The sequence below is a fragment of the Aeromonas sp. FDAARGOS 1406 genome (genome assembly GCF_019048565.1).
GTDB classification, from domain to species: Bacteria; Pseudomonadota; Gammaproteobacteria; order Enterobacterales; family Aeromonadaceae; genus Aeromonas; species Aeromonas caviae.
Window position 1 is genome coordinate 817,772 of record NZ_CP077378.1, and the last position, 23,886, is coordinate 841,657.

General features: G+C 64.2%; 18 protein-coding genes. 3 read left to right on the top strand and 15 right to left on the bottom strand.

Annotation, left to right across the window (positions count from 1 at the left end):
• Window positions 1–9: 9 nt before the first annotated feature.
• From amoA to I6L36_RS03720, 5 genes are read right to left on the bottom strand one after another with little or no spacing between them, the layout of a single operon-like run.
• Window positions 10–759: an amonabactin biosynthesis protein AmoA gene (amoA, locus tag I6L36_RS03700; protein WP_109113223.1), complete on the bottom strand. Its 750-nt coding sequence runs from the start codon at window positions 757–759 to the stop codon at window positions 10–12.
• Window positions 760–779: 20 nt separating this feature from the next.
• The gene (amoF, locus tag I6L36_RS03705) at window positions 780–3,869 is read right to left on the bottom strand and encodes an amonabactin biosynthesis non-ribosomal peptide synthetase AmoF (protein WP_216986969.1); all 3,090 of its coding nucleotides are present in this window, start codon (window positions 3,867–3,869) and stop codon (window positions 780–782) included.
• A complete protein-coding gene (gene amoB, locus I6L36_RS03710; protein WP_216986970.1) occupies window positions 3,866–4,774 on the bottom strand; it encodes an amonabactin biosynthesis bifunctional protein AmoB in 909 nt (302 codons plus the stop codon). Before amoB ends, amoF begins: the two co-directional genes overlap by 4 nt.
• A 4-nt stretch (window positions 4,775–4,778) precedes the next feature.
• Complete coding sequence (gene amoE, locus I6L36_RS03715) at window positions 4,779–6,455, bottom strand: amonabactin biosynthesis (2,3-dihydroxybenzoyl)adenylate synthase AmoE (protein WP_109112693.1); 1,677 nt, start codon at window positions 6,453–6,455, stop codon at window positions 4,779–4,781.
• The gene (locus tag I6L36_RS03720) at window positions 6,452–7,645 is read right to left on the bottom strand and encodes an isochorismate synthase MenF (RefSeq protein ID WP_109112692.1); all 1,194 of its coding nucleotides are present in this window, start codon (window positions 7,643–7,645) and stop codon (window positions 6,452–6,454) included. The genes amoE and I6L36_RS03720 overlap by 4 nt, the downstream gene beginning before the upstream one ends.
• A 320-nt stretch (window positions 7,646–7,965) precedes the next feature.
• Here I6L36_RS03720 and I6L36_RS03725 point away from each other — a divergent pair, with 320 nt between their 5' ends.
• Window positions 7,966–8,517 carry a lipoprotein gene (locus I6L36_RS03725; RefSeq protein ID WP_039038906.1) on the top strand — a complete coding sequence of 184 codons (552 nt, stop codon included), beginning with the start codon at window positions 7,966–7,968 and terminating at the stop codon, window positions 8,515–8,517.
• A 146-nt stretch (window positions 8,518–8,663) separates the two neighbouring features.
• Window positions 8,664–10,664, top strand: coding sequence for a hypothetical protein (locus I6L36_RS03730; protein WP_109112691.1), 2,001 nt, complete (start codon window positions 8,664–8,666; stop codon window positions 10,662–10,664).
• A 58-nt stretch (window positions 10,665–10,722) separates the two neighbouring features.
• Here I6L36_RS03730 and glgC read toward each other — a convergent pair whose 3' ends face one another.
• On the bottom strand, window positions 10,723–11,997 hold the full coding sequence (gene glgC / locus I6L36_RS03735) for a glucose-1-phosphate adenylyltransferase (RefSeq protein WP_039038908.1): 1,275 nt from the start codon (window positions 11,995–11,997) through the stop codon (window positions 10,723–10,725).
• Between the two features lie 188 nt (window positions 11,998–12,185).
• Between glgC and I6L36_RS03740 the strand changes: the two genes are divergently transcribed.
• Window positions 12,186–13,823: an EAL domain-containing protein gene (locus tag I6L36_RS03740; RefSeq protein ID WP_109112690.1), complete on the top strand. Its 1,638-nt coding sequence runs from the start codon at window positions 12,186–12,188 to the stop codon at window positions 13,821–13,823.
• Here I6L36_RS03740 and I6L36_RS03745 read toward each other — a convergent pair.
• The 9 genes from I6L36_RS03745 to recR all read right to left on the bottom strand — a co-directional run bounded on the left by I6L36_RS03745 (window position 13,786) and on the right by recR (window position 23,633).
• A complete protein-coding gene (locus tag I6L36_RS03745; protein ID WP_010674428.1) occupies window positions 13,786–14,280 on the bottom strand; it encodes a hypothetical protein in 495 nt (164 codons plus the stop codon). The two genes, I6L36_RS03740 and I6L36_RS03745, sit on opposite strands and share 38 nt — an antisense overlap.
• A 147-nt stretch (window positions 14,281–14,427) precedes the next feature.
• Complete coding sequence (locus I6L36_RS03750; protein WP_010674427.1) at window positions 14,428–14,790, bottom strand: DUF2750 domain-containing protein; 363 nt, start codon at window positions 14,788–14,790, stop codon at window positions 14,428–14,430.
• A 123-nt stretch (window positions 14,791–14,913) separates the two neighbouring features.
• On the bottom strand, window positions 14,914–16,542 hold the full coding sequence (locus I6L36_RS03755) for a methyl-accepting chemotaxis protein (RefSeq protein WP_039038910.1): 1,629 nt from the start codon (window positions 16,540–16,542) through the stop codon (window positions 14,914–14,916).
• Window positions 16,543–16,704: 162 nt separating this feature from the next.
• On the bottom strand, window positions 16,705–18,009 hold the full coding sequence (locus I6L36_RS03760) for an inosine/guanosine kinase (RefSeq protein WP_109112960.1): 1,305 nt from the start codon (window positions 18,007–18,009) through the stop codon (window positions 16,705–16,707).
• A gap of 175 nt (window positions 18,010–18,184) precedes the next feature.
• Window positions 18,185–18,577: an MAPEG family protein gene (locus I6L36_RS03765; RefSeq protein WP_109112961.1), complete on the bottom strand. Its 393-nt coding sequence runs from the start codon at window positions 18,575–18,577 to the stop codon at window positions 18,185–18,187.
• A 64-nt stretch (window positions 18,578–18,641) separates the two neighbouring features.
• Window positions 18,642–19,616: a ferrochelatase gene (gene hemH / locus I6L36_RS03770; RefSeq protein ID WP_042017278.1), complete on the bottom strand. Its 975-nt coding sequence runs from the start codon at window positions 19,614–19,616 to the stop codon at window positions 18,642–18,644.
• Window positions 19,617–19,735: 119 nt separating this feature from the next.
• Window positions 19,736–20,380, bottom strand: coding sequence for an adenylate kinase (gene adk, locus I6L36_RS03775; protein ID WP_010674422.1), 645 nt, complete (start codon window positions 20,378–20,380; stop codon window positions 19,736–19,738).
• Window positions 20,381–20,618: 238 nt separating this feature from the next.
• Window positions 20,619–22,532: a molecular chaperone HtpG gene (gene htpG, locus I6L36_RS03780; RefSeq protein ID WP_039038912.1), complete on the bottom strand. Its 1,914-nt coding sequence runs from the start codon at window positions 22,530–22,532 to the stop codon at window positions 20,619–20,621.
• Between the two features lie 498 nt (window positions 22,533–23,030).
• Complete coding sequence (recR, locus tag I6L36_RS03785) at window positions 23,031–23,633, bottom strand: recombination mediator RecR (protein WP_010674419.1); 603 nt, start codon at window positions 23,631–23,633, stop codon at window positions 23,031–23,033.
• Window positions 23,634–23,886 lie beyond the last annotated feature (253 nt).

A 23,886-nucleotide genomic window follows, 5' to 3' on the forward strand; every position in this document is an offset into this window, starting at 1 on the left:
TCTCAAGCCTCAGGCACTCAGGGTGGCGCCGCCGTCGACGACCAGATCCTGCAGCGTGATGTGGCTGGCCAGATCCGAGGCCAGGAAGAGGACGGTATGGGCGATCTCCGCCGGGGTGGCGACCTTGCGCAGGGGGATACCGAGCTTGAACTGCTCCGGCAACCCGGCAATGGTGCGGGCCATGGCCTCCTCGCTTGGCAGCATGCCGCGCAGCATGGGGGTATCCGTCGAGCCCGGCGACACCAGGTTGGCGCGCACGCCGAAGGGGGCCAGCTCCAGCCCCACTGTCTGGGTCAGGCTGGTGACCGCCGCCTTGGAGGCGCAATAGGCCGCCATCTGCATGCGCGGCACATGGGCGGCGTTGGAGCCGATGGTGACGATGGCGCCGCGCTGCTGCCCCTTGAAGTGGGGCACCAGGGCCCGCAGCAGATAGAAGACGCCGCTGGCGTTGACCGTCATGCAGTCGTGCCAGTCGTCATCGCTTAAGGTTTCGGTGGGGCCGAGGCGCAGCACTCCGGCCCCGTTCACCAGCACATCGAGCCCGCCGTCCGCCAGCAGCGCTGCGCAGCAGGCGTTGACCGCCTTCGAGTCGCCGATATCGAGCCGCCGGGTGGCATAGGGGTAGTCGGCTTCGGGAAACGCCAGATCCAGCCCCACCACAGATGCGCCGGCCGCCACGAACTGCGTCGCCACCTCGCGGCCGATACCGCGCCCGGCCCCGGTCACCCAGACCCGCTTGCCAGTGAAATCAAAGGCCATTGCTTGTTGCTCCTTATCCATCACCACACCATCTCCACGCTCTCTTCATCCTCGGCAAGCAGGCCGTCGAGGAAGCGGCAGAAATCGTCGAGGCGCGGGTGATCGAACACGTCGGAGACCTTGACCTGCACCCCGAACTCGGCGCCGAGCCGGTTGACTATCTGGATGGTCTGCAGGGACTGGCCCCCCAGTTCGAAGAAGTTGTCCGTGGGCGCCATGGTGGCGAGCCCCAGGATCTGCTGCCAGATGGCGCCGACCCGGTTCTCGGTCTCGCTGCCCAGGGTCAGGGCTTCGCCGCCCGCCTGGTAGGCGGCCAGCAGGGCCTTGCGATCCAGCTTGTTGGAGCCGGTGCGGGGCAGCTGGTCATAGTGGCGATAGTCGGTGGGGATCATGGCGGCAGGCAGCACCCTGGCCAGCTGCGCCTTGATGACCCGGCTGTCGCGCTCCGGCCCCGCCACGAAGGCCACCAGCCGGCGCACGCTGCCGATGCTCACCCCCTGCACGCAGGCCTCGTCCACGCCGGGCAGGGCCAGCAGCTGGGCCTCCACTTCGCCGGGCTGGATGCGATAGCCGCTTATCTTGAATTCGTTGTCGCGCCGACCCAGATAGACCAGCCGGCCGGCCACCAGGCGTACCCGATCGCCGGTGCGATAGACGGGCATCAGCTCCGCGCCAACCCGTAGGGTGCCAAAGCTCCCTTGCACGCCCCCCACATAGCCGTTGGCCAGCTGCGGGCCGAGCAGCACCAGCTCCCCCTCGCTGGCGGGTTGCTCCCCCGCCCCCAGGATGAGCGCCTGCATGCCGGGCAGCGGCAGGCCGATGGGCAACTGGGCCTGGCTCGGGTCTTCCTGTTGCAGCTCCTGGGTGGTCACCACCACGGTCGTTTCGGTGGGGCCGTAGGTGTTGAACAGGCGCACATCGGAGCGGCCTTGGCGCTGCCACTGGGCCAGTTGCTCGGGGTAGACCGCCTCGCCGCCGATGATGACGGTAGCCAGATTGGCAGGAATGTGGGCCTGACCCGCCGTCAGCGCCACCACCCACTCGTTCCAGAACGCGGTGGGCAGGTCGAGGTGGGTGATCCCCATCTGCTCCACCCCGGCCGCAAAGGCGGGCATGGATTCGAGCAGGGCGTCGGTGCGCAGTACCAGGGTGGCGCCGGCGCTCAAGGTAGCGAACACCTCTTCGATGCTGGCGTCGAAGTTGAAGGGGGCGAATTGCAGCATCCGCGCCTCTTCATCCAGGTGATAACGGCAGCAGGCGGCGGCGGCGAAGTGATCCAGCGCACCGTGGCTCACCGCCACCCCTTTGGGCAGACCGGTCGAACCCGAGGTGAACATCAGGTAGGCGACGGCGCGGCCGGCGGCCGGCTGGTTGAGCCGATCACCGCTCACCAGATCCCCCGCCAGCAGGGTGCGCCCCTCAAACAGGCTGGCCAGCTTGTGGCGGTACTCGGCCTGGGTGATCAGGGTCTTGACCTCCCCCAGCCGCAGGATATGGCCCTGACGCTCCAGGGGCTGCTCGGGATCGAGCGGCACATAGACGGCGCCCGCCAGCAGCACCGCCAGCTGGGCGAAGATGGCCTGGGGGGTGCGCGCTAGCATGACCCCCACCTTGTCGCCGGGGGCGACGCCTGCGGCCTGCAGGGCGGCCGCCATCTGTTCGGCTCTGGCCAGCAGCGCCTCGTAGCTGAAGCGGGCCTCTCCCTGCTCCAGCGCTATCTTGTCCGGGGTCTGAGCGGCGAAGTGGCAGAGCGCCTCCAGCACCGGCCGCACCTGGAGAGCTTCATGGGAGGGGCCGGCGATCAGGGCGCTGGCTCGCTGCTCGGCCAGCCAGTCGGCCTTGAGCGTTCCCAGGGTCTGAGCAGGCTCGGCCAGCCAGCGCCCCAGCAGGGCAAACAGGGTATCGGCGATGGCTGCCAGATCTCCCTGCTGGTAGCAGCCGGGGTTGGCGTCCAGATCCAGTCTGGGCTGGCCATCGACGCCGACCTGCACCTCGATGGTGAGATCCTCCACCGGGCCGGCGCTGATGTTGAGAATATGGGCAGATAGCGGCCCGAAGCGGCGAGCGTGATCGAACGGCATGATGTTGACCAGCGGGCCGAACAGGCGTTTGTCGCCCCCCACCAGGCCAAGGTCGCGGCGCAACAGCTCGTAGCGGTAGTGCTGGTGTTTGCGCACCCCGCGCTTGGCCTTGGCCACGGCGCCGGCGGCCCCCGCCAGACTCAACCCCTCTTCGAGTTCCAGAGCAAGGGGGGTGATGTTCATCTGCATGCAGGGCACGGTCAGCGACGCCGAGTCGATGCGGTTCATCATCATCAGGCCGAGCAGGGTCTTATCCTGGCCGCTCGACATCGACAGCTGGGCAGAGATACCGGCCAGCAGCAGATCGGGCCAGCCCAGTTTGTGCTCGTCGGCAAAGCCGGTCAGGGATTGCCAGAGCGCCGCCGGCAGTGGGCGGCTCTCGCGGATAAATTCGGCCGCGATGGGTGCGCGGGTCTCGCCAAAGGACTTCACCTCGGGCCAGCCTTGCAGCTGCTCCTGCCAGAAGGCGCGGGCGGCGTCGTTCTTGCCGCTCTGCTCGCGGCTCGCCTCTTCTGCCAGCACTTCAGCCAACGAGCCGAAGGGGGATGGGGAGTTCATCTCACCGGCCAGCCCCTCTGCATACAGTTCGGCGATGCGCTGGAACAGCAAGGTGGTGCCAAAGCCGTCGAGGGCGATGTGGTGCACGCAGCTGTAGAGATAATCGCGGCCGGGGCCGCGCAGCAGGGCGAAACGGCAGGGTGCCTCTTGGGTCAGCTCGAACGGGCGGCGCAGATCGGCCCAGGCCCAGGCGCGGGCCAGCGTCTCGTCATCGTGCTCGAGGGAGATTTCTTCATAGGCCAGGGGCAGCTCATGCGAGACGAAGCAGACCGCCTCCTTATCGTCTTCGAAGTGGCCCTTGAGCACCTCGCACTCCCCTACCGCCTTGGCAAGGGCCGCGGCCAGCACGGCCGCCTCGACCTTGCCGTCGAAGGCGATGCACTCGGCGGTGTTGAACATCGCCTTGTCGTCGTTCAGCAGATGTCCGGACCAGAGCCCCTGCTGAGGTATGGTCAAGGGGAAGCGGTTCATGGGGTCACCTCCAGCGCCTGGGCTGCCAGCCTGGCCTCGATCAGGCGCCACCAGCCGTTGAGGGTCGGCAACTTGGCGAGATCCACGAAGCCGAGCTCGACCCCGGCGGCGCGCCACTCGGTGAGCAGGGCCATGATCCGCACCGAATCCAGACCGTAGTCGATGAGGTTCTCATCGGGGTCAAACTCATCTTCGTCCTCGTCGATATGACTCAGCAGCCGCGCCTTGAGCCCCTCATACGTCAGCAACGGATTGCTCTGGACGGCAGAAGCGGCAACCGGCGCAAGGGCCAGCACCTCCTCGCAGCGGATCACCTTGCCGAAGCGGGTCGCCACGTAGTCGAGCGCCATCTGGTGGTCGGCCAGGGAGAAGTCCGCCACCCCGTCCGCCAGGAAGAAGGGCTGGATGTCGCGCATGAAGGCGTCGCAGGCGGTCATCATGCAACCGATATGGCCGTAGATGCCGCCGATGATCAGCTGATCCCGCCCCAGCGCTTTGAGCATCTGCTCGAGCTCGGAGCGCTGGAAGGCGCTGTAGCGCCACTTGACCAGCACGGTGTCGTCCCGCTCCGGGCGCAGGGCTGCCACCACCTGCTGCTGCTCGGGCCGTTTGTTGAGCCCCGGGCCCCACATGTCGTTGAGCAGGGCGCGATCCTCAGGGGATTGATCCTTGGGCTGGGCGGTGTAGAAGACCGGGATGCCGAGGGCCTTGCACTGCTTGCGCACGGCGGCCAGGCGCTCGGTGAGCGCCGCGATCAGCGGGCTGTTTTCGCCATAGAAGGCGGTGAAGTACTCCTGCATGTCGTGGATCAGCAGGGCGGCGCGTTTGGAGTCCAGGGACCAGTCGACCTTGTTGGCCTTCCACTGGCTGGGCATGGCGTAATTGTTCAGGGTTGGGATAGCCATAACGTCATGATTCCTTTTTAGTTTTATGCTGTAGAGGCTGGTTGGCGGCGATGGCGTGCGCAATGCGCGCCCGCAGCCCCTGCTTGTCAATCTTGCCCACCGCCGTCATGGGCAGGGCGTCCAGGGTTTCGAAACGGTCGGGCAGCTTGAAGTCCGCCACCCCGCGCTCACGCAGAAACTTGCGCAAGGCCAGCGGCTTCAAGGCGGGATCCGTGCTGACGATGAAGGCGCAGCTCTTCTCCCCCATGGCGCTGTCGGGCATGGAGACCAGGGCCGCATGGGTGATGGCCGGGTGGTGCAGCAGCTGGTTTTCCACCTCTTCCGCCGCGATCTTCTCGCCGCCCCGGTTGATCTGATCCTTCTGCCGCCCGACCACGGTGAGGTAACCATCGGCATCCTGTACCACCAGATCGCCGGAGCAGTAGAAACCCTCGGCATCGAACACCCGGGCGTTGTGGGCCGGACTCTGGTAGTAACCGCGGAAGGTGTAGGGACCGCGGGTGTGCAGGGCGCCAGGCTCGCCGGGGGCAACCGGGTTGCCCGCCTCATCGAGGATGCGCACCTCGTCGTCCGGGCTCATAGGGCGGCCCTGGGTGTGAATGACCTTCTCGTCGGGGTCGTCCAGCCGGGTGTAGTTCACCAGCCCCTCCGCCATGCCGAACACCTGCTGCAGCCGGCAGCCGAGCAGCGGCCCTATCTTGCTGGCCACCGCCTCCCCCAGCTTGGCGCCGCCCACTTGCAGCAAGTCGAGGCTCTCGAGCTGAGTGCGCGCAGTGGGGTCCGCTTCCGCGGCCTGCAGCCAGAGCGAGACCGCCGGCGGCACCAGCGAGGTGAGGTTGACCCGGTGGCGGGCAATCAGCGGGAAACAGCTGATGGGGCTGGGGTCGGGCGCGAGCACCACGGTGCCGCCCGCCTCGAACACCCCCAGAGCGCCAGGGGAGCTCAGAGGGAAGTTGTGGGGCGCCGGCAGGGCGCACAGATAGCGGGTATGGGGCCCCAATTCACAGATTTCATTGCTGCGGCGCACGCTGTACAGGTAATCGTCGTGGGTGCGGGGGATGAGCTTGGGGGTGCCGGTGCTGCCGCCGGAGAGCTGGAAGAAAGCCACCTCGTCCGCCGGGGTCGGGCCAGATTTCACCGGCTCACTCTCAGCCCTCTTCGCCAACCAGCGGGTCAGCCCCAGCTCCCCCTCATCGCCATCCAGCAGCACCAGTTCGGCACCTATGGTTGTCAGCAGCTCGCTCTCGCGCCCCTTGTTCGCAAACAGCGGATGGGTCAGCGAGCCAATAAAGAGGCGGGGGGTGATCTGCTCGGCATAAGAGGAGAGCTCCAGCCGGTTGTGGCTAAAGAGCGCGTTGACCGGCGCAATACCGGCCTTGAGCAGGGCGAAGAACACCAGATAGAACTCGGCCACGTTGGGGAGCTGCACCAGCGCGGTATCCCCTACCCCCAGGCCGTGACGGGCCAGATTCGCGGCCAGCCGGCTCGAGGCGGCGTCCAGCTCGCCATAGCTGAAGCGACGCTCACCGCAGAGGATGGCCTCGGCGTCGGGGGCCAGCTCGCACTGACGCGCCAGCATGGAGGTCAGCGGCTCGCCGCGCCAATAGCCCTTGGCGCGGTAACGCTCCGCCAATGCATCGGGCCAGCGGGTATAGGGCAGGAAGCGGTTGGACTGGGTCATTGCGCGACCTCCAAATCCAGACCCAGTGCCTTGAGCATGGTCCCCAGCTTGGTGCCAGTCTCGGCCCACTCCATGGCGGGATCCGAGCCCGCGACGATACCGGCGCCGGCGAACAGCTCCACCTGATGGCCGTCGAGCACGCCGCAGCGGATCACCACGGCCCACTCACCGTTGCCCTGGCTGTCGCACCAGCCGACGATGCCGCTGAACAGGGCGCGTCGGAAGGGCTCCTGCTCACGGATGAACTGGCGGGCGAGATCGGTGGGATAGCCGCACAGGGCCGGGGTGGGATGAAGCTGGCAGGCCAGGGAGAGCACCGACGCCTCGCCACCATTGAGCCGCCCGGCGATGGGGGTGCCCAGATGCCAGAGGGTATCCGTGCTCATCAGCGAAGGGAGGGAAGGAATGGCCAGCTCGCGGCAGTGGGGCGTCAGCACCCGGCGGATCTCGTCGATCACCAGGCGGTGCTCATGCTGATCCTTGCGAGAAGCCAGCAGATCCCGGGCCACCATTTCGTCTTGCGCCGGTTCGCTCGCCCGACGGGCGGAACCCGCCAACGGGTGGGTGAACACCTCTCCCCCGCTGACCCGCAGCAGCAGCTCCGGACTGGCACCGAGCAGTCGGCGACCCTGGCCGAGCGGCAGGGAGAAGTGGAAGGCGTGGGGATTCTGGGCCATCAAACGGGCCATCACCTGCTTAGGGTCAGCGGGCTGGTGCAGGGTAAGGGTGAGTTTGCGCGACAGCACCACCTTGGCGAGCCGACCTTGTGCAAACGCATCCAGCGCCGCACTGACCGAGGCCTGGAATTCGCTGGCCGGCGGGGTGCTCTGCACCGAGATGACCCGGTTGGCCTCGACGGCCTGCTCTGCCATCGCCGCTGTCGCCGGCGCCTGTGCTGCCGGGATGGGGCGATCGCCCCGCTCATAGTGGCCGGGCACATAGAGGCAGGAAGCCTCTGCCGGGTCGAACGCAAAAGCACCTATCAGCAGAGGGTTGGTCTGGCCGGCAGCCCTGGCGGCATCGAGGGCCAGGGTTATCTGCTGTGCCAGCAGGGGCCACTCGCAGGCGGGGGTGGTGATGGGTTGCCCCAGGTCAGTGGCACTGATCGTGCCCTGACCCGAGGTAAACAAGAAATCAGGCGACATCTTCGCCTCGGCAGGTGTGCCATTGTCCATTACTCGAGTCTTCACGTAACACCCTCAAAGAAGATTCAAAATGATAATGATTATCAATTTGACTTTGTGCGGCGGTAAAATACTCGCTTTGAAATCGCGGGGTCAATGGGATTTTGCATCGCTAAAACAGGAGCTTGTCTGTGGGTATGTCGGGGATGACGCCAGGACGGGCCTGCTGGCGGTGAAGGGAAACAGCTACTCGAATGAAAACGGATTGCCATCCCCATATGGGGGATGCGACAGAAACCGGTCAGGGCGGCCCCACTGGCGGCCAACCCGCTTTGCCTCTAAGATGGCGCCACCTCTTGTGACAGCCCCGAAAATGGAACCCTCCCATGTTGAAACACCTGCTTCTGCTTCCCTTCGCCCTGCTGCTGGCGGCCTGCTCGCTGACCCAGTACAGTGTCAGCGAAGGGGAGATCAACCAGTACCTCAAGGAGCGAGTCGCCTTCGAGAAACAGCTGGGGATCCCCGGCATCATGTCGAGCAAGATCCGCCTCGATGACATGCAAAGCCGCATCGGCCGCAGCCAGGCCGACAAGGTCGAGCTGGATGCCGCCGGCGAGCTGCAGGTGGCGAGCCCCCTTGGCAGCCAGCAGATGAAGATCCGCCTCTCCCTGCGGGCACGCCCGGACTATGTGGCCGAGCAGGGCGCCATCTATCTGCGCGATCTCGAATTGCTCTCCGTCAAGACCGAGCCGGCGGACGTGGGCACCGCCCTCTCCCCGCTCTTGCCCACCTTCAACCAGTCCCTCTCCCTGTTCCTCTCCCAGACCCCCGTCTACCGGCTCGATGGCAGCCGCCAGAACGAGGCGCGGATCAAGGAGAAGGTCGAAGCCCTCAAGGTGGAGCCGGGCCGACTGGTCATCCCCTTCAAACTGATGTGACACCTGCCGCCGCGCCTCTCCTCTTCACCCCACCGGGGCGCGGTTTTTTTCTTCTCAAGCCCCGCCCTTTGCCCCATAATGCACACCATTCTCATTTAGATTCATGAGAAGCGTCATAATAAAATCAACAATATGGTGAGAAGGACATGAGAAAAACCGTACTGGTGCAGGCGATCGCCTGCGCACTCCTCAGCAGCGCCGCACAGGCTGCCGTCAAGGTGGAGGACAAGACGTTCAACACCGCCGCCAACATGCTGGCCTACACCGAATTCGAGCTCTCCGGCGAGCCGCTGGCCGAGGCCCTCGGTCTGGATCTGGATGTGCTGGACGCCAACCGCGCCGACGAGCCGACCCCGTTCGACTTCGCCGCCGGCATCGAATCCTATGAATACTCCGAAGAGGCAATGTACGCCCTCAACTACCAGTCCGGCATGGGCCCCCATCTGGTCAACGGGCCGCAAAACCAGGCCCGTGGCGGCACCCTGGCCGACCTGGGCAAACGGGTACTGGCCATGGCAGAGGCCGTCGGCTTCCCCGCCGATGAAATTCCCCAGGGCATGTATCCCCTCTCCCTGCCCTACGCCTCCGCCAACCCGGAGTTCGCCCAGGCCGTGAACGCCACCCCGGTCAACGGTGACCAGATCACCATCAAGACCGCCAAGGGCAACGAGAAGAGCGTCAAGACCCAGGTCCCCGCCTACTTCCGCGACTACGCCACCCTGCGCTGGAGCGGCAGTGACAACCTGCTGGTCCCGGCAGCCGTGGGCGGCATCCTGCTCAAGGAAGTGATGTGGTCCCAGGACTTCCTGGGCGGCATGCACGTAGCCGAGACCGATGAAGAGGTGGAAGCCGCGTCCGCCACCATGGATCAGGACGGCAAGCACAAGCTGGGGGTTTCTGCCGCCGACGGCTTCAACGGCATGATGCTGACCGAGCAGTCCATCGACAAGCTCGCCATCCTGCAAGGTCAGCTCGGCTTTGACGGCAAGACCCTGGGCGCCAAGATCACCCCGCAGTACGATCCGGCCAAGGGGGTTGTCTACTTCCCTCATCAGGTGAAGGTGACCGAGACCAGCAAGAACGACGCCGGTGCCATCGGCAAGCTGGAGGTCGTGGACGGCTCCGCCCAGTTGCGCGACGCCTGGATGCTGCTGTGGCCCCTCTCCGAGTTCTACGCCTTCAGCGATCAGCGCACGGCCAACACCAATCAGAACCCGGCCTTCCACGCCGTGTTTGACGGTGCCCCGTTCGCCGCCGCTCCGGCTGCCAACCAGACCAACGATCTGGGCAAGGCGGTGGCGGGCAGCGATGCCTTCTCCCTGGCCCTGAACCTCTCCAACCTCACCTTCAAGAACCTGCTGGCCCTGCACTTCGAGCCCAAGGCCGGCACCCTGGTCGACAGCTGGCAGGCTGGCAAACAGGCCGGGCACGTCACCACCTTCGACGCCGCCTACGCCCTGGTCGCCCTGCAGATCTTCCAGCGCGCCCAGGATGCGCTGCCGGTGGGTTACGCCGCCGGTGACAATGGCGAGCTGAACCTCAAGACCCCACAGGGTGAGCAGGCGATCGCACTGGTCCGCAAGCAGGCCGATTTCATCCTCGCCAACCTCAAGGGCAAGAACGGCCTGGTCCATGACGGTCTGACCCTGGGCGGCAAGCTTGACGCCGGTCAGTCCATCGACGCGCAGTTCGCCGCCATCCGCGGCCTGACCGCCGCCTTCCTGGCCACCTCGGATGCCAAGTACCGCACCGCGGCGCGCGAGCTCTTCATCGCCGCCGACAAGGCCTACTTCAATGCCAAGGCCGGTACCTGGCTCGCCGGCAAGCAGGGTGAATACACCCCCTGGACCCAGGCCGCCATCTCCGGCGCCCTGCGCTCTGCCATGCTGAACCTGCGCAACGAAGGGGCCGAGAAGGCACCCGAGCTGGAGCTGGCACAGCTGACCCAGCGCTACGTGAGCTGGTTCCGCGGCACCGTCAACGGCGGCATGCAGATGGCCGAATGGGTCGGCGACTCCGGCGAGAACGTCATCGAGGGTGCCGGCAGCGACACCGACGAAGATGGCGTCCCGCAAGTGACCGCCGCCGGTGGCAAGCATGGCAACGCCATGGTGATGGCCGGCAAGGCCTTGGTCAGCGAGAAATAAATCGACCACCAATAGAAAGGGAGCCCAGGGCTCCCTTTTTTTGTCTGTGTCGACGAGGTTAGCCGAGCTTGGCCAGCATCGGCTTGGTCACCAGCACGATGCCCTGCTCGGAGCGGTAGAAGCGGCGTGCATCCTCGTCCGCGTTCTCCCCCACCACCAGGCCGTCTGGCAGCTTGCACCCCTTGTCCACCACCACCCGGCGTAAGCGGCAACCAGCCCCGATCTCGACCCCGGGGAAGATCACCGCCTGATCCAGGGTACAGAAGGAGTGCACCCGCACGTTGGTGAACAACACCGAGTTGAGCACGAAGGAGCCGCTCACGATGGAGCCCCCCGCGAACATGGAGTTGATGGTCATGCCGTGCTGGCCGTTTCTGTCCTGCACGAACTTGGCCGGGGGCGACATGTTCTGGCTGGTCCAGATGGGCCAGTTCTCGTCATAGATGTCGAGCTCGGGCACCACGGAGGCCAGATCCATGTTCGCCTCCCAGAACGAATCCAGGGTCCCCACGTCGCGCCAGTAGGGTTTTTGCCCCTCCTTGGCCCCGACACAGGACATGTTGAACGGGTGGGCAAAGGCCTTGCCCTCCCCCACGATGCGCGGGATCACGTCCATGCCGAAGTCGTGCTTGGACTCCTGGTTGTGGATATCCTCTTCCAGCAACTGGTAGAGGTACTCCGCCTCGAAGATGTAGATGCCCATGGAGGCCAGCGAGCGATCCTCGCAGCCCGGCATGGCGGGCGGATTGGCCGGTTTCTCCACGAAGGCGCGGATCTTGCGTTGCTCGTCGATGTCCATCACGCCGAAGGCCGATGCCTCGCAGCGTGGTACCTCGATACAGGCCACCGTCACCTTGGCGCCGAGGCGCACGTGATCCAGCAGCATGGCGGCGTAGTCCATCTTGTAGATGTGATCCCCCGCCAGCACCACGATGTACTTGGGACCGTAGTCACGGATGATGTCGACGTTCTGGTAGATGGCGTCTGCGGTGCCGCGATACCAGTGCACCTCGTCCACCCGTTGCTGGGCGGGCAGCAAGTCGATGAACTCGTTCATCTGGTAGCGCAGGAAAGACCAGCCCGATTGCAGGTGGCGCAACAGACTGTGGGACTTGTACTGGGTCACCACACCCACCCGGCGGATGCCGGAGTTGATGCAGTTGGAGAGCACGAAGTCGATGATACGGAATTTGCCGCCAAAGTGGACGGCGGGCTTGGCGCGGTTATCGGTCAACTGCTTCAGGCGGCTGCCCCGTCCCCCTGCGAGCACCAAGGCCATACTCTGATTCAATAGTTGCCGTGCTTTGGCGGTGTCTACGGGTTCTAGCAACATATCTACCTCTGCTCTGTTGGGGCTGTTTTCAACCCATCTTCGCTTTTTTTACAGACCATGAAAGTGTTTTCACTCACATTTAGTTGCATTCCGCCGGCGCTTTATCGTGGAGTTGCGTGAGTACTCATGTTTTGCGCCAGCGACTTGGTTAGAATTTCTACATCATGAACATCATCAAGGATGAAACGATGTTGAATAAACATGAGGGAAACCTGCTGCTGGTCAGCGCACTGGTCTGCATTCCCATGCTGCTGTTGCAGGGAGTGCTGCTCGCCCCCCCCGCCTCACCGCTCACCCTGCTGCTGGTCCTGATGACCACTCTGACGGGATTCGCCCTGCTGCTCTTTCTCACCCACAGCGTGCGCCGTGGGGAAAAGGCGAGGCAGGAGCAACGCTGGCTGCTGGCGCTGCAGCAGCGGGATCCCGCCATGCTCGACAGCGTACAGGCACAAACGGCTCTGCGCCAGCTCCTTGCGTCCTTCAATGAGGCCGAGATCGATGCCCACCGCCAGATCACCGAATTGCACAATCAGGCGACCCGGGACGAGATGACGGGCCTTGGCAACCGCCACGCCTTCCGGCGCGATCTGACCGAGCTGCTGCAACAGGAAAACACCCAGACCGCCATCCTGGTGCTCATCCGCGCCACCGAGCTCGGGACCCTCAACGCCCAGCGCGGCTTCCAGTCCGGGGATGCCTACATCCGGGACATCGCCGCCCTCATCAGCCACACCGTCAGCCGCTTCCCGGGCCACCGGGTCTATCGCATCTCGGGGGCCGATTTTGCCGTCCTGCTGCCTCCCCTGGCCCAGATCCCGCCCCATCTGCTGGGACGGGATCTGAAGCTCGCCTTCGATCGCTATCAGCACGATCACGAGCTCGAGAGCGCCGCCTACTCGGGCATGACCCGCTTGAGCAGCGAGCAGAAGATAGAGGCCATTCTGGCCCGGGCGGATCTCGCGCTGGCCCGCGCCCAGACGGAGGTGGTCAATGGCTGGGCCATCCAGCAGAACGACGAGGTGGTCGAGGTGCAGGGTCAGCGTCACTGGACCCAGGTGCTGACCGATCTGCTGGAGCAGGAGAGCGTCAGCTTCACCTGCCAGCCCATCCAGCCCCTGCATCGCGGCATGCTCGCCTATCACGAGATCTATCCCCGTTTCAGCAGCAGCGACGGCACCGTGCTGCCAAGCGATACCCTGCTCGCCATGGCGCAGCGGCTGGACATGGTACTGCGCCTGACCCAGATGGTGATCCGCCACGTCATCCGCCAATACCGCGCCTTCGGAGGCCACAACAGCCGATGGGGTCTCAATCTGCCGGGCTCCCTGCTGCAAAACAGCGCCTTTCTCATCTGGCTGGATCACCAGTTGCAAAAAGACCCCGACATCGGGGCCAACCTGGTGTTCGAGCTCGACGAGGAGCACCTGGAGCGCAACCTGACCGGGTCCAGGCGGCTGTTCGAGCTGCTCAGGCGCCACGGCAGCCGCTCGGCCATCTGCAACTTCGGCAAGGGGATCGGCTCCTTCAGCCTGTTTCGCGAGCTCAAACCCGACTACATCAAGCTGGACCCCGGTCTCATCACCGAGCTGGAGCAGGATCTCACCAACCAGCAGTTCGTGCGGATGATCGTCGACGTCTCTCATCGCATGGGCTGCCTGGTGATCGCGGAAGGGGTGGAACAGATAGGCCAGAAGCAGATGCTGCAGAGCATGTATGTGGACGGCTTGCAGGGCTACCTCATCGCCCGGCCCCAGGAACTGGGACCGGAGATCGGTCAGATGGGGATCTTCACGGAGACGGTTTCAGCTTCAACAGGGTCAGAATGATGTCGTTGAGCTGGCGATAACGCTCCAGCTCCTTCTGATCGTAACGGGTCGCCAGCATGGTCGGGTTGTGGCGATGCTTGAGGTAGCGGTTGATCTGCAGGCGGTTGAACCCGGCCACCTTGTAGATCTGGCCGAGCAGGGCATTGAGCTCGTCGTCCGCCAGCCCGGCCCGGGTCAGGTAATCGGGTTGGGACGGGCTCTCCTGGCGGGCAGTGACCTTCTCCAGCTGGCCACGCTCCTGCAAATAGGTGAGCCACTGCTCCACGTAGAGCGGCTTGCAGCCCCCCAGCAGATTGAAGTACCCCACGGCATCGCAGCGACACCCGCTCAGCAGCACCAGGGCCAGCTCGTCGCTGTCACACTGAAAGCTCACCGGGCCGCTCTGGCTCCAGTCCAGCGCCTGCACCTGGATCCTCCCCTGCGCCCCCGCCTTCGTGGTCACGTCAAAGACAAACATGGCACCTCCCGATCGGCAAAGGGTTGATGATGACCCATCCCCGGGACGGGTGCAAAGGCAAATCGCCTTTTCATGGCCCATGGCGGCCATAAAAAAACCGGCCCCCCGAAGGGGGCCGGTTCATCACAATCCGGCAGGACGGCAGACTCAGGCGTCCAGTTCCACCAGCGCCTTGGCCAGCTCGATGGGCTCGAGCTCCTGGCCTTCCAGATCGGCGTTCCAGTTCGGGCCGACCAGCACGTCGTCCTCGTCCAGATCGTTGATCCAGATGTCCAGGAACTCTTCGAGCTCGATCACTTCCGGCTCGTAATCCGCCCACTCGTCCACGCAGTGCAGGCGGGCATCCCCTTCGGCAGACCAGAGCGGCATCACGTCCGCATCTTCGAACTCGGCGGAGCGGCACACCACCCAGTCTTCACCGTAGCGCAGACCCCACACCTGACCCGACTCGCGGACTTCTTCGATGAACAGCTGGAAATTGGCGTCAAGATTGTCAGTTAGTTTGCTCATGGGGTCTCTCTCTTGCAAAGCAATGGCAGGCTGTCGGCCAGGGCTGGCCGAGAATGGGGCAGATGGTGTCCCAAAAGCCCCCCAGACTCAAGCCTTATCCCGAAAAAGCGGGGATAAAGGCCGTCAGATGCGATATTTCGCCACCAGGGCCCCCAGCTCGTCGCAGGCCAGCGCCAGTTGCCCGGATGCCTGCTCGGTCAGCCGGTTCTGGGCCAGGGCATCCGCCGCCAGCTGGGTGATGGCCACCAGCCGCTGGTTGATCTCCTCCGCCGCCCGGCTCTGCTCCGCCGCCGCCGTGGCAATCTGCCCATTCATGGCAGTAATGGTGTGGACGGATCCATCGATGGCATTGATGGCGACATCCGCATCGCCGGCCCTGTCCGCCGTCGCGCGGGAGAGCTGCTGCAACTGGCTGATGCCGCTGACCACCTTGCCGGCCCCCTCCTGCAGCCGCTGGATCATCTGCCGGATCTCGTCGGTGGAGCTGTGGGTGCGGGTCGCCAGGGTACGCACCTCATCGGCGACCACCGCAAAGCCGCGCCCCTGCTCCCCGGCCCGTGCCGCTTCAATGGCGGCGTTGAGGGCCAGCAGGTTGGTCTGCTCCGCCACCCCGCGAATGACGTCGAGCACGGAGCCAATCTGCTGAGTCTCCTGCTCGAGGCGGCTCACCGCCTGTACCGTCTCCACCATCTCGTCCGCCAACTGGCTGATGGACTCCCGGGTCTGGACCACCACCTCGCGGCCATGCTGGGCCAGATTGAGGGCCGAATCCGCCGCGTCGGCGGCCTGGGCCGCGTGCTGGCCCACTTCGCGGCTGCTCACCGTCATCTGCTCCATGGCGCTGGCCACCCGCAGGGTATCCTGCTCCTGGCCGGTGACGATGGCGCCGGTACGCTCCACCACCTCGGCCAGCTGGTGGGCATGCACCCGGTTTTGATCCGCTATCTGCTGGCTGCGGGCCACCAGCTGCGCCATCTGGCTGGCGAAGAGGTTGAAGTTGATGCTGAGCTGGCTCAGCTCGTCACGCCCCGACTCCGGCAGACGTACCCGCAGATCCCCCTCCCCCCTGGCGATGTTGCCAAGGGCCGAGACCGAGCGGGAGAGGGGCACGACGATGCTGCGCACAATGAGGCCAACCACGGCAAACAGCAGGAGGGCCAGCACCAGCCCGATCCCCAGCAGGGTGTGCAGCACCTCCCGGTACTGGGCCTCGACGTCGTCCACATAGACGCCGGTGCCGATGATCCAGTCCCAGGGGGCGAAGCGCTTGATGTAGGAGATCTTGCGTACCGGTTCGTCCACCCCCGGCTTGGGCCAGTAGTAGGCCACCTCCCCCGCGCCCTGGGCCCGGGCCAGATCGGCGAAGGCGACGAACAGCCTGAGCCCCTGCTTGTCCTCCACCCCGGAGAGATCCTTGCCGTCCAGCTCGGGTTTCATGGGGTGCATCACCATGGTGGGGTGGCTGTCGTTGATCCAGAAGTAGTCATCGTTGCCGTAACGCAACCCCTTGATCAGCGCCAGCGCCTCGGCCTTGGCGCTCGCCTCGTCCAGCTCCCCCTTGCGCACCCTGGCTTCCAGCCCCGCCACCAGGCTGTAGGCGGTCTCCACCTGGGCCTGGGTCTGGCGGCTCTTCTCACCCATCAGCCCCTGCTGATAGATCTGCAGGCAGAAGAACAGCAGCAGTCCCAGCAGCGCCAGCACCATCAGGGTCACCAGCGACAGACGCCGACCGATACTCCATTGTCTCAACATACCCTCGCCCCGCAGCAGCTACATATCCTTAACACAAGGTATGCCGCCGCGACGCGGGCTGTCCACGATGTCAGCAAAAGCGATGCCAAAAACATGATCCAGCCCCAAAAACAAGAAAGGGTGCCCAGTGGCACCCTTTCTTGTGGTCGACAGGAAGAGGTATCACCGCTCCCAGTACACCTCTTCCAGGCTGTCTTCCTTCTCCGGCAACCCGCGGGAGAGGCGCGGGCTGCTCTGGGCCAGCACCTCGTAGCTCACCCGGTTGGCGTACTTGCACACCTGGGCCAGAGAGGAGTAGGTCAGGAATTCCGAGAGATGCTTAGCGGAGTTCGGCACGTTCATGCGGTGATAGGCGTTCGCCACCATGTCGTGCAGCACGGCGGACAGCGCCCCGTCCCCTGCCCCGTTGGTGTTCTTGATCTTCTCCGGGCCGCCCATGTAGGGGGAGATGTGGGAGTAGATACGCGCAGGCTTGCGGCACTTGTCCCGGGCCATGGGGCGGCTGAACTCGTACATGTTGAACTCGGGGATGACGCCGGGCAGCAGGGTGTGGGTGGTCTCGCGCTTGTAGTCCTCGTCGGTGTAGCTCGCCATGTAGAGGCCGATGGGGCCGGCGGTGCAGAGCACCATGTCCGCCCAGTCCAGCGCCTTGTCAGCCGCGCCGAGGGGATCCTTTATCCCGGTCAGGGCCTCCGCCTCGTCCTCGTTCATGGCGAGCACGGTCACGTTCTCGCTGATGAAATCGCGCCACCACTGGGGATTCTCGTCGATGACGAAGCGGGTGCCCAGAGTCAGCACCACGGGCACCCCGGCCTCGCGGGCATAGCGCACCGCGGCCATGGCGGCCTCCTTCATGGGGGTGCCGTCGGCGCCGCGCACCAGGTAGGCGGTGATCACCAGGGCCGAGGCCTCCTTGATGATGGTCTCGGGGATGTGGTCCACATCCAGGTGATCCATCTTGCCGGCGTTGATGCCAAAGCTGCGCTCTCCCTCTTCGGTGATGAAGGTGAAACAGCGCCCGACCGGGCCGTCCACCGGCTGCAGGTAGTCGAGGTTGACCCGGGAGGAGGTGTTGCACAGATAGCGGTAGGCATAGCTGCCGATGCGGATGTCCTGGCTCATGACGCCAAGCAGGATGGAGTGGGAGTCCGCCAGCACGGAGTAGTTGTGCATGGTGTTACCGATGGTGCCGCCGGCAAATTCGCTCACCACCATGTTGTTGGCCTTGAGCTCGTCGTAGACCAGCTCCGCCACCTCGTCGGAGATGAGCATGGAGTGGCCCTTGCTCAGGCCGTACCGGTTCAGGAAGTCTTCGTCCACATGGGCTTCGATATCCACCAGAGTCTGATCGATGCCCACTACATAGGCCTTGCCCAGTTCAGTGAGCTGGGAGTTCTGCGGGATCAGGGGATCACGTCTGTCGACCGGGAAGTAGTGTTTGGACTTGCGCTGACCGGGAAATTTCATGGCAATCTTCTGTGCTCTGGGGAAAAGAGGGGCGGGATTTTAACACAATCCACCACGCCGAAAAGTCGCACGATTGAATTTTGAGGTCAGTATAGACAAGGGTTTGCGAGGAAAACGTTTGACTTGGCTACCACAAAAAACCACCCCGTGGCGGGGTGGTGTTGCGGGATGACATTCAGCTTGCCGAGAGCCCCTGCACCAGGGCCAGCACCGAAAACATCCCCAGCGACAGCCAGAAGAAGAGGGTGCCGAAGAGGCGCGGCATGTTGGGAGCCCGGGGGATCTGGATGCCGATGGCATGCAGGATGCGACCCACCAGCAGCAGCACACCGCCCAGGTGCAGCCAGAGCGACCCGACCTCCACCAGTTCGCACAGGGCCATCAGCAGCAGAGTGAGGGGCACGTACTCGGCAAAGTTGCCGTGGGCGCGGATCGCGGCCAGCATCTCGGGGGCTTCCCCCTCCCCTATCATCACCCTGAACTGGGCGCGGCGCTTGACCACCCAGAAGGAGAGCAGCAGGAACAAGAGCCCGAGCAGGCCGGCGTAAATCAGCGTGATATGCATCATCAGGACACTCCTTTATCGTTGAATCCGAACGTCCGCCACGTCGGGCACCGGATGAGAACGGCCATCATGCCAGCTCGCGACAGATGAGGGAAACCATCATGCGGATATGGGCCTGATCGCTGTTGAGGGCCGGGATGTATTCAAACTGCTCGCCACCGGCGGCCATGAAGATCTCCCGGTTCTGCACCTGGATCTCCTCCAGGGTCTCGAGGCAATCCGCCGAGAAGGCCGGGCAGATCACATCGAGCCGCTTGACGCCGCGAGAGGGCAATTCGCCCACGGTCAGGTCCGTGTAGGGCTTGAGCCACTCCTCCTTGCCAAAGCGGGACTGGAAGCTCGCGGTCCACTGCTCCGGGGCCAGCCCCAGCGCCTCCGCCAGCAGGGCGGCGGTGCGCCTGCATTGATGACCATAAGGATCCCCTTCCCGCTCGTAGCGCTCGGGAATGCCGTGGAAGGACATCAGCAGATGCTCCCCCTGGCCGTGCTGCTCCCAGTGGCGACGCACGCTCATGGCCAGCGCCTGGATGTACTCCGGGTGGGCATGGTAATCGCGGATGAGCCGCACCACCGGCAGATTGCGCTCGGTTTTCATCGCCCTGGCCCAGGCGTCGAACACCGAGGCGGTGGTGCTGACCGAATACTGGGGATAGAGCGGCAGCAGGATCACCCGGTTGACCCCCTGGGCCTTGAGGGCCTGCCAGCCATCGGCCAGCGACGGGGCGCCATAGGTCATGGCGAGCGCCACCGGCACCTCGACCCCTTCCCGCTTGAGCTCGTGCTCCAGGGCCGCGCGCTGCTGCTGGCTGATGACCATCAGGGGGGAACCCTGCTCGGTCCACACCTGCTGATAGAGCTTGGCCACCTTGGGGGAGCGGGTCGGCAGGATGATGAAGTGAAGCAGGGGGCACCAGAGGTAGCGCGGCAGGTCGACGACCCGCTGATCGTGCAGAAACTGGCTGAGAAATGCCTTGACCGCCGCCGTGGTCGGCGCGGCCGGGGTACCCAGATTGACCAGCAAGATCCCGGTTTTCGTGGTCACGTTAGCATCCTGTCGTTCTGTGTCATGGGAATGGAATGCAAGAAAGGGCCCGGTATGGACCCTTTTCTCACCCTCGTAGCCAGCCGGCGAACGGCTGCGTCCTGCCGGCCCTGAATGGCTTAACCGAGAATGGCGGCCAGTTGCTGGCTGACCAGATCCACCGGCTGGGTGCCGTCGATCTTGACGTAACGGGTGTTGCCCGCTTCCGCTTCCTTGCCGTAGAAACCGATGAGCGGCGCGGTCTGCTGATGGTAGACATCCAGACGCTTGCGCACTGTGGTCTCTTCGTCGTCGGCACGAATCACCAGATCTTCACCGGTCACGTCATCCTTGCCTTCCACTTTCGGCGGGTTGAACACCACGTGGTAGGTACGGCCGGAGCCGGAGTGCACGCGGCGGCCGCTCATGCGCTTGACAATCTCTTCGTCCGGCACGTCGAATTCCAGCACGAAGTCCACGGTCACACCGGCATCCTTCATGGCTTGCGCCTGGGGAATGGTGCGGGGGAAGCCGTCCAGCAGGAAGCCGTTGGCGCAATCCGGTTGCGCGATGCGTTCTTTGACCAGGCCGATGATGATGTCGTCGGAGACGAGCTGACCTGCGTCCATCACGGCTTTGGCCTTGAGGCCCAGCTCGGTACCCGCCTTGATCGCCGCACGCAGCATGTCGCCGGTGGAGATCTGCGGAATACCGTGTTTTTCCATGATGAACTGAGCCTGGGTACCCTTGCCGGCGCCCGGAGCTCCCAACAGAACAATGCGCATACACGCTCCTAGTTGATTGGTTATTCAATTCTTGAGAAGGCAAAAAACTACACGTTTTCGCCCGTATTAACAAGCTCGCCCCGTGTGAGTGGCCAGATTATCACCACACTCCCGCCCCGTCTCTGCGACCAAAGACGCAGACGACGACCACGAAAAATGATTGAAAATGCAGCAGCGCACCAGAGGGGAACGGCCAAAAAAAAGCCCACTGTCATGCAGTGGGCCAATCACAATCACATCACGCCTGGAGTAGCAGACGGTTGATACGGGAGACGAAGCTCGCCGGATCATTGAGGCCACCCTGCTCCGCCAGCTGGGCCTGCTCGTGCAGGAGGGAGACCCACTCGCCAAACAGGCTCTCATCCTCGATGGTGCCGAGCTTCTTCACCAGGGCATGGTCGGGGTTGAGCTCCAGGATGTACTTCTGCTCCGGCACCGGCTGACCGGCGGCGCGCATCAGCTTGATCATCTGGGTGCTCATGCCGTGGGCGTCGGTGACGATGCAGGACGGCGAGTCGGTCAGACGGTGGGTGACGCGCACCTCTTTCACCGCCTCCCCGAGGCTCTTCTTGACCCGCTCCACCAGACCGGCGTTGGCTTTTTCGGCCTCTTCCTGCGCCTGCTTGGAGGCGTCGTCTTCCAGATCCCCGAGATCCAGTTCGCCACGGGTGACGGAGACCAGCTGCTTGCCGTCGAACTCGGTCAGGTGGCTCATCAGCCACTCGTCCACCCGCTCCCACATCAGCAGCACTTCGACGCCCTTCTTGCGGAAGATCTCGAGGTGCGGGCTGTTCTTGGCAGCGGCATAAGAGTCGGCGGTGATGTAGTAAATCTTCTGCTGACCTTCCTTCATGCGGCCAACGTAATCCTCGAGAGAGACGGTCTGGGCTTCGCCCTCGCCGGCGGTGCTGGCAAAGCGCAAGAGCTTCGCGATCTCTTCCCGGTTGGCGTAATCCTCGGCCGGACCCTCTTTGAGCACATTGCCGAACTCGCTCCAGAACTTGGCGTACTTCTCGCCATCCTCTTTCGCCAGCTTGTTGAGCATGGTGAGCACGCGCTTGGAGCAGGCCTTGCGCAGGGAGGCGGTCACCTTGTTGTCCTGCAGGATTTCACGGCTGACGTTGAGCGGCAGATCATTGGAGTCCAGCACCCCTTTCACGAAGCGCAGGTAGGTCGGCATGAACTGCTCGGCATCGTCCATGATGAAGACGCGCTGCACATAGAGTTTCAGACCGTGCTTCTGTTCGCGGTTGTAGAGATCGAACGGCGCACGGGCCGGGATGTAGAGCAGGCTGGTGTACTCCTGGGCCCCTTCCACCCGGTTGTGACCCCACAGGAGCGGATCTTCGAAGTCGTGGGCGACGTGCTTGTAGAACTCTTGGTACTCCTCGTCCTTGATGTCCTTCGGGTTGCGGGTCCAGAGCGCAGTGGCGCGGTTGACCTGCTCCCACTCCCCCGGGGTGCCGACGATGGTTTCACCGTCTTCTTCCCGATCCGGCGTGCCCTCCTTGAACATCTCTACCGGCACGCTGATGTGGTCGGAATATTTGCTGACCACGGAGCGCAGGCGCCAGTCGTCCAGGAACTCCTCTTCATCGCTGCGCAGGTGCAGGATGACGTCGGTGCCGCGACCGGCTTTGGTCACGTCAGCCACGGTGAAGGAGCCTTCCCCTTGTGATTCCCACTGCACGCCCTGCTCCGGCGCGGTACCGGCGGCGCGGGAGACCACGGTCACCTTGTCGGCCACGATGAAGGCGGAGTAGAAGCCCACCCCGAACTGGCCGATCAGCTGGGAATCCTTGCCCTGGTCACCGGAGAGGTGCTTGAAGAACTCGGCGGTGCCGGACTTGGCGATGGTGCCCAGGTGCTCGATCACCTGGTCACGGGTCATGCCGATGCCGTTGTCCGAAATGGTCAGGGTCTTGTTCTCTTTGTCCACCACCAGGCGCACGCGCAACTGGCCGTCGTTTTCGAACAAAGAGGCATCGGAAAGCGCCTTGAAGCGCAGCTTGTCCGCCGCATCGGAGGCGTTGGAAATCAGCTCGCGCAGGAATACTTCTTTGTTGGAGTAGAGGCTGTGAGCCATCAGGCTCAGCAGTTGTTTGACTTCAGTCTGAAAGCCGTGGGTTTCGGCGTGAACACTTTGGGTCATCGACCAGTCCTCAAAACGTCGGGTTGAACAGATTCCCAAACTAGATGGGGTTGGCCTTTCAAATATCAAGGGGCTTGCGTGCAAACTTGAGAGCAAATTTGCACACCGGCCCCTCGCTTGGCCCACACAGGCAACCCCCTCCCGGCCTCCCCCTTCACAAGGGGGAGGTGCACCGTCGTCCCCTGTCTGGCGAGGAGGGTCAGATTGGGATCGAGCGTGGAGCCAATAGCGGGGTCAGCCTTGCTCTCCCCTGCCAAAGGGAGGAGTGGGGCAAGATCCATTGCTCCCTCCCCTATCAAGGGGAGGGCCGGGGTGGGGTTCGTTGCTTTCTCCCCTGCCAAAGAGAGGAGTGAGGCAAGATCCATTGCTCCCTCCCCTGCCAAGGGGAGGGCCGGGGTGGGGTTCGTTGCTTTCTCCCCTGCTAAAGAGAGGAGTGAGGCAAGATCCATTGCGCCCTCCCCTGCCAAGGGGAGGGCCGGGGTGGGGTCCGTGGCCTCTTTAGCTCAGACGCTGGCGCCCCATCAGGGAGTGGGAGAGCGTGGTGCCATCCACCAGCTCCAGCTCCCCGCCCACCGGCACACCGTGGGCGATGCGGCTCACCTCCACCCCGGCGGTGCGGGCCATGTCGGCGATGTACCAGGCGGTGGCATCCCCCTCTATGGTGGGGTTGGTGGCGAGGATCAGCTCCTTGATCTGCTCCTCTTGCAGGCGGCGCTCCAGGATATCGAGCCCCAGCTCCTCGGGGCCGATGCCGTCAAGGGGCGACAGGTGGCCCATCAGCACGAAGTAACGGCCGGAGAACTGGCCGGTCTGCTCGATGGCGGCCACGTCCGCCGGGCTCTCCACCACGCAGAGCAAGCCGTTCTCCTCGCGCTTGGGATTGGCGCAGATCTCGCAGCGATCGTTCTCGGTAAAGGTGCGGCAGTGGCTGCAATGACCGATTTCGGTGAGCGCCCGGTTGAGCAGGGAGGCCAGACGCAGACCGCCGCTGCGCTCGCGCTCCAGCAGGGTGAACGCCATGCGCTGGGCGGACTTGGGGCCCACGCCCGGCAAGACCTGCAGCGCCTTCATCATCTCATCGAGCAGGGGACTGAATTTCATGGGGATATCCTTTGATGCCGCGAAGAGAGCCGCCGCCCCCAGGGGCATCGGCAAGCCGTCTCTCCAACCTCTTTTGTTGGCGCAGGACTATACCAGCCCAGGGCCGCCAATGGCAGATCCCGCCCGCTGGCGCCTCGCCGCCGAGACGCACCGGGAAACCGGGCTGACCTCCGTTTTTCAGGGCCGGCAGACCCCGCCAGCCCCCGCAAGGGGTAAAACAGCCCCCAAGGTGTTCAATTTTTCTACTCGATTG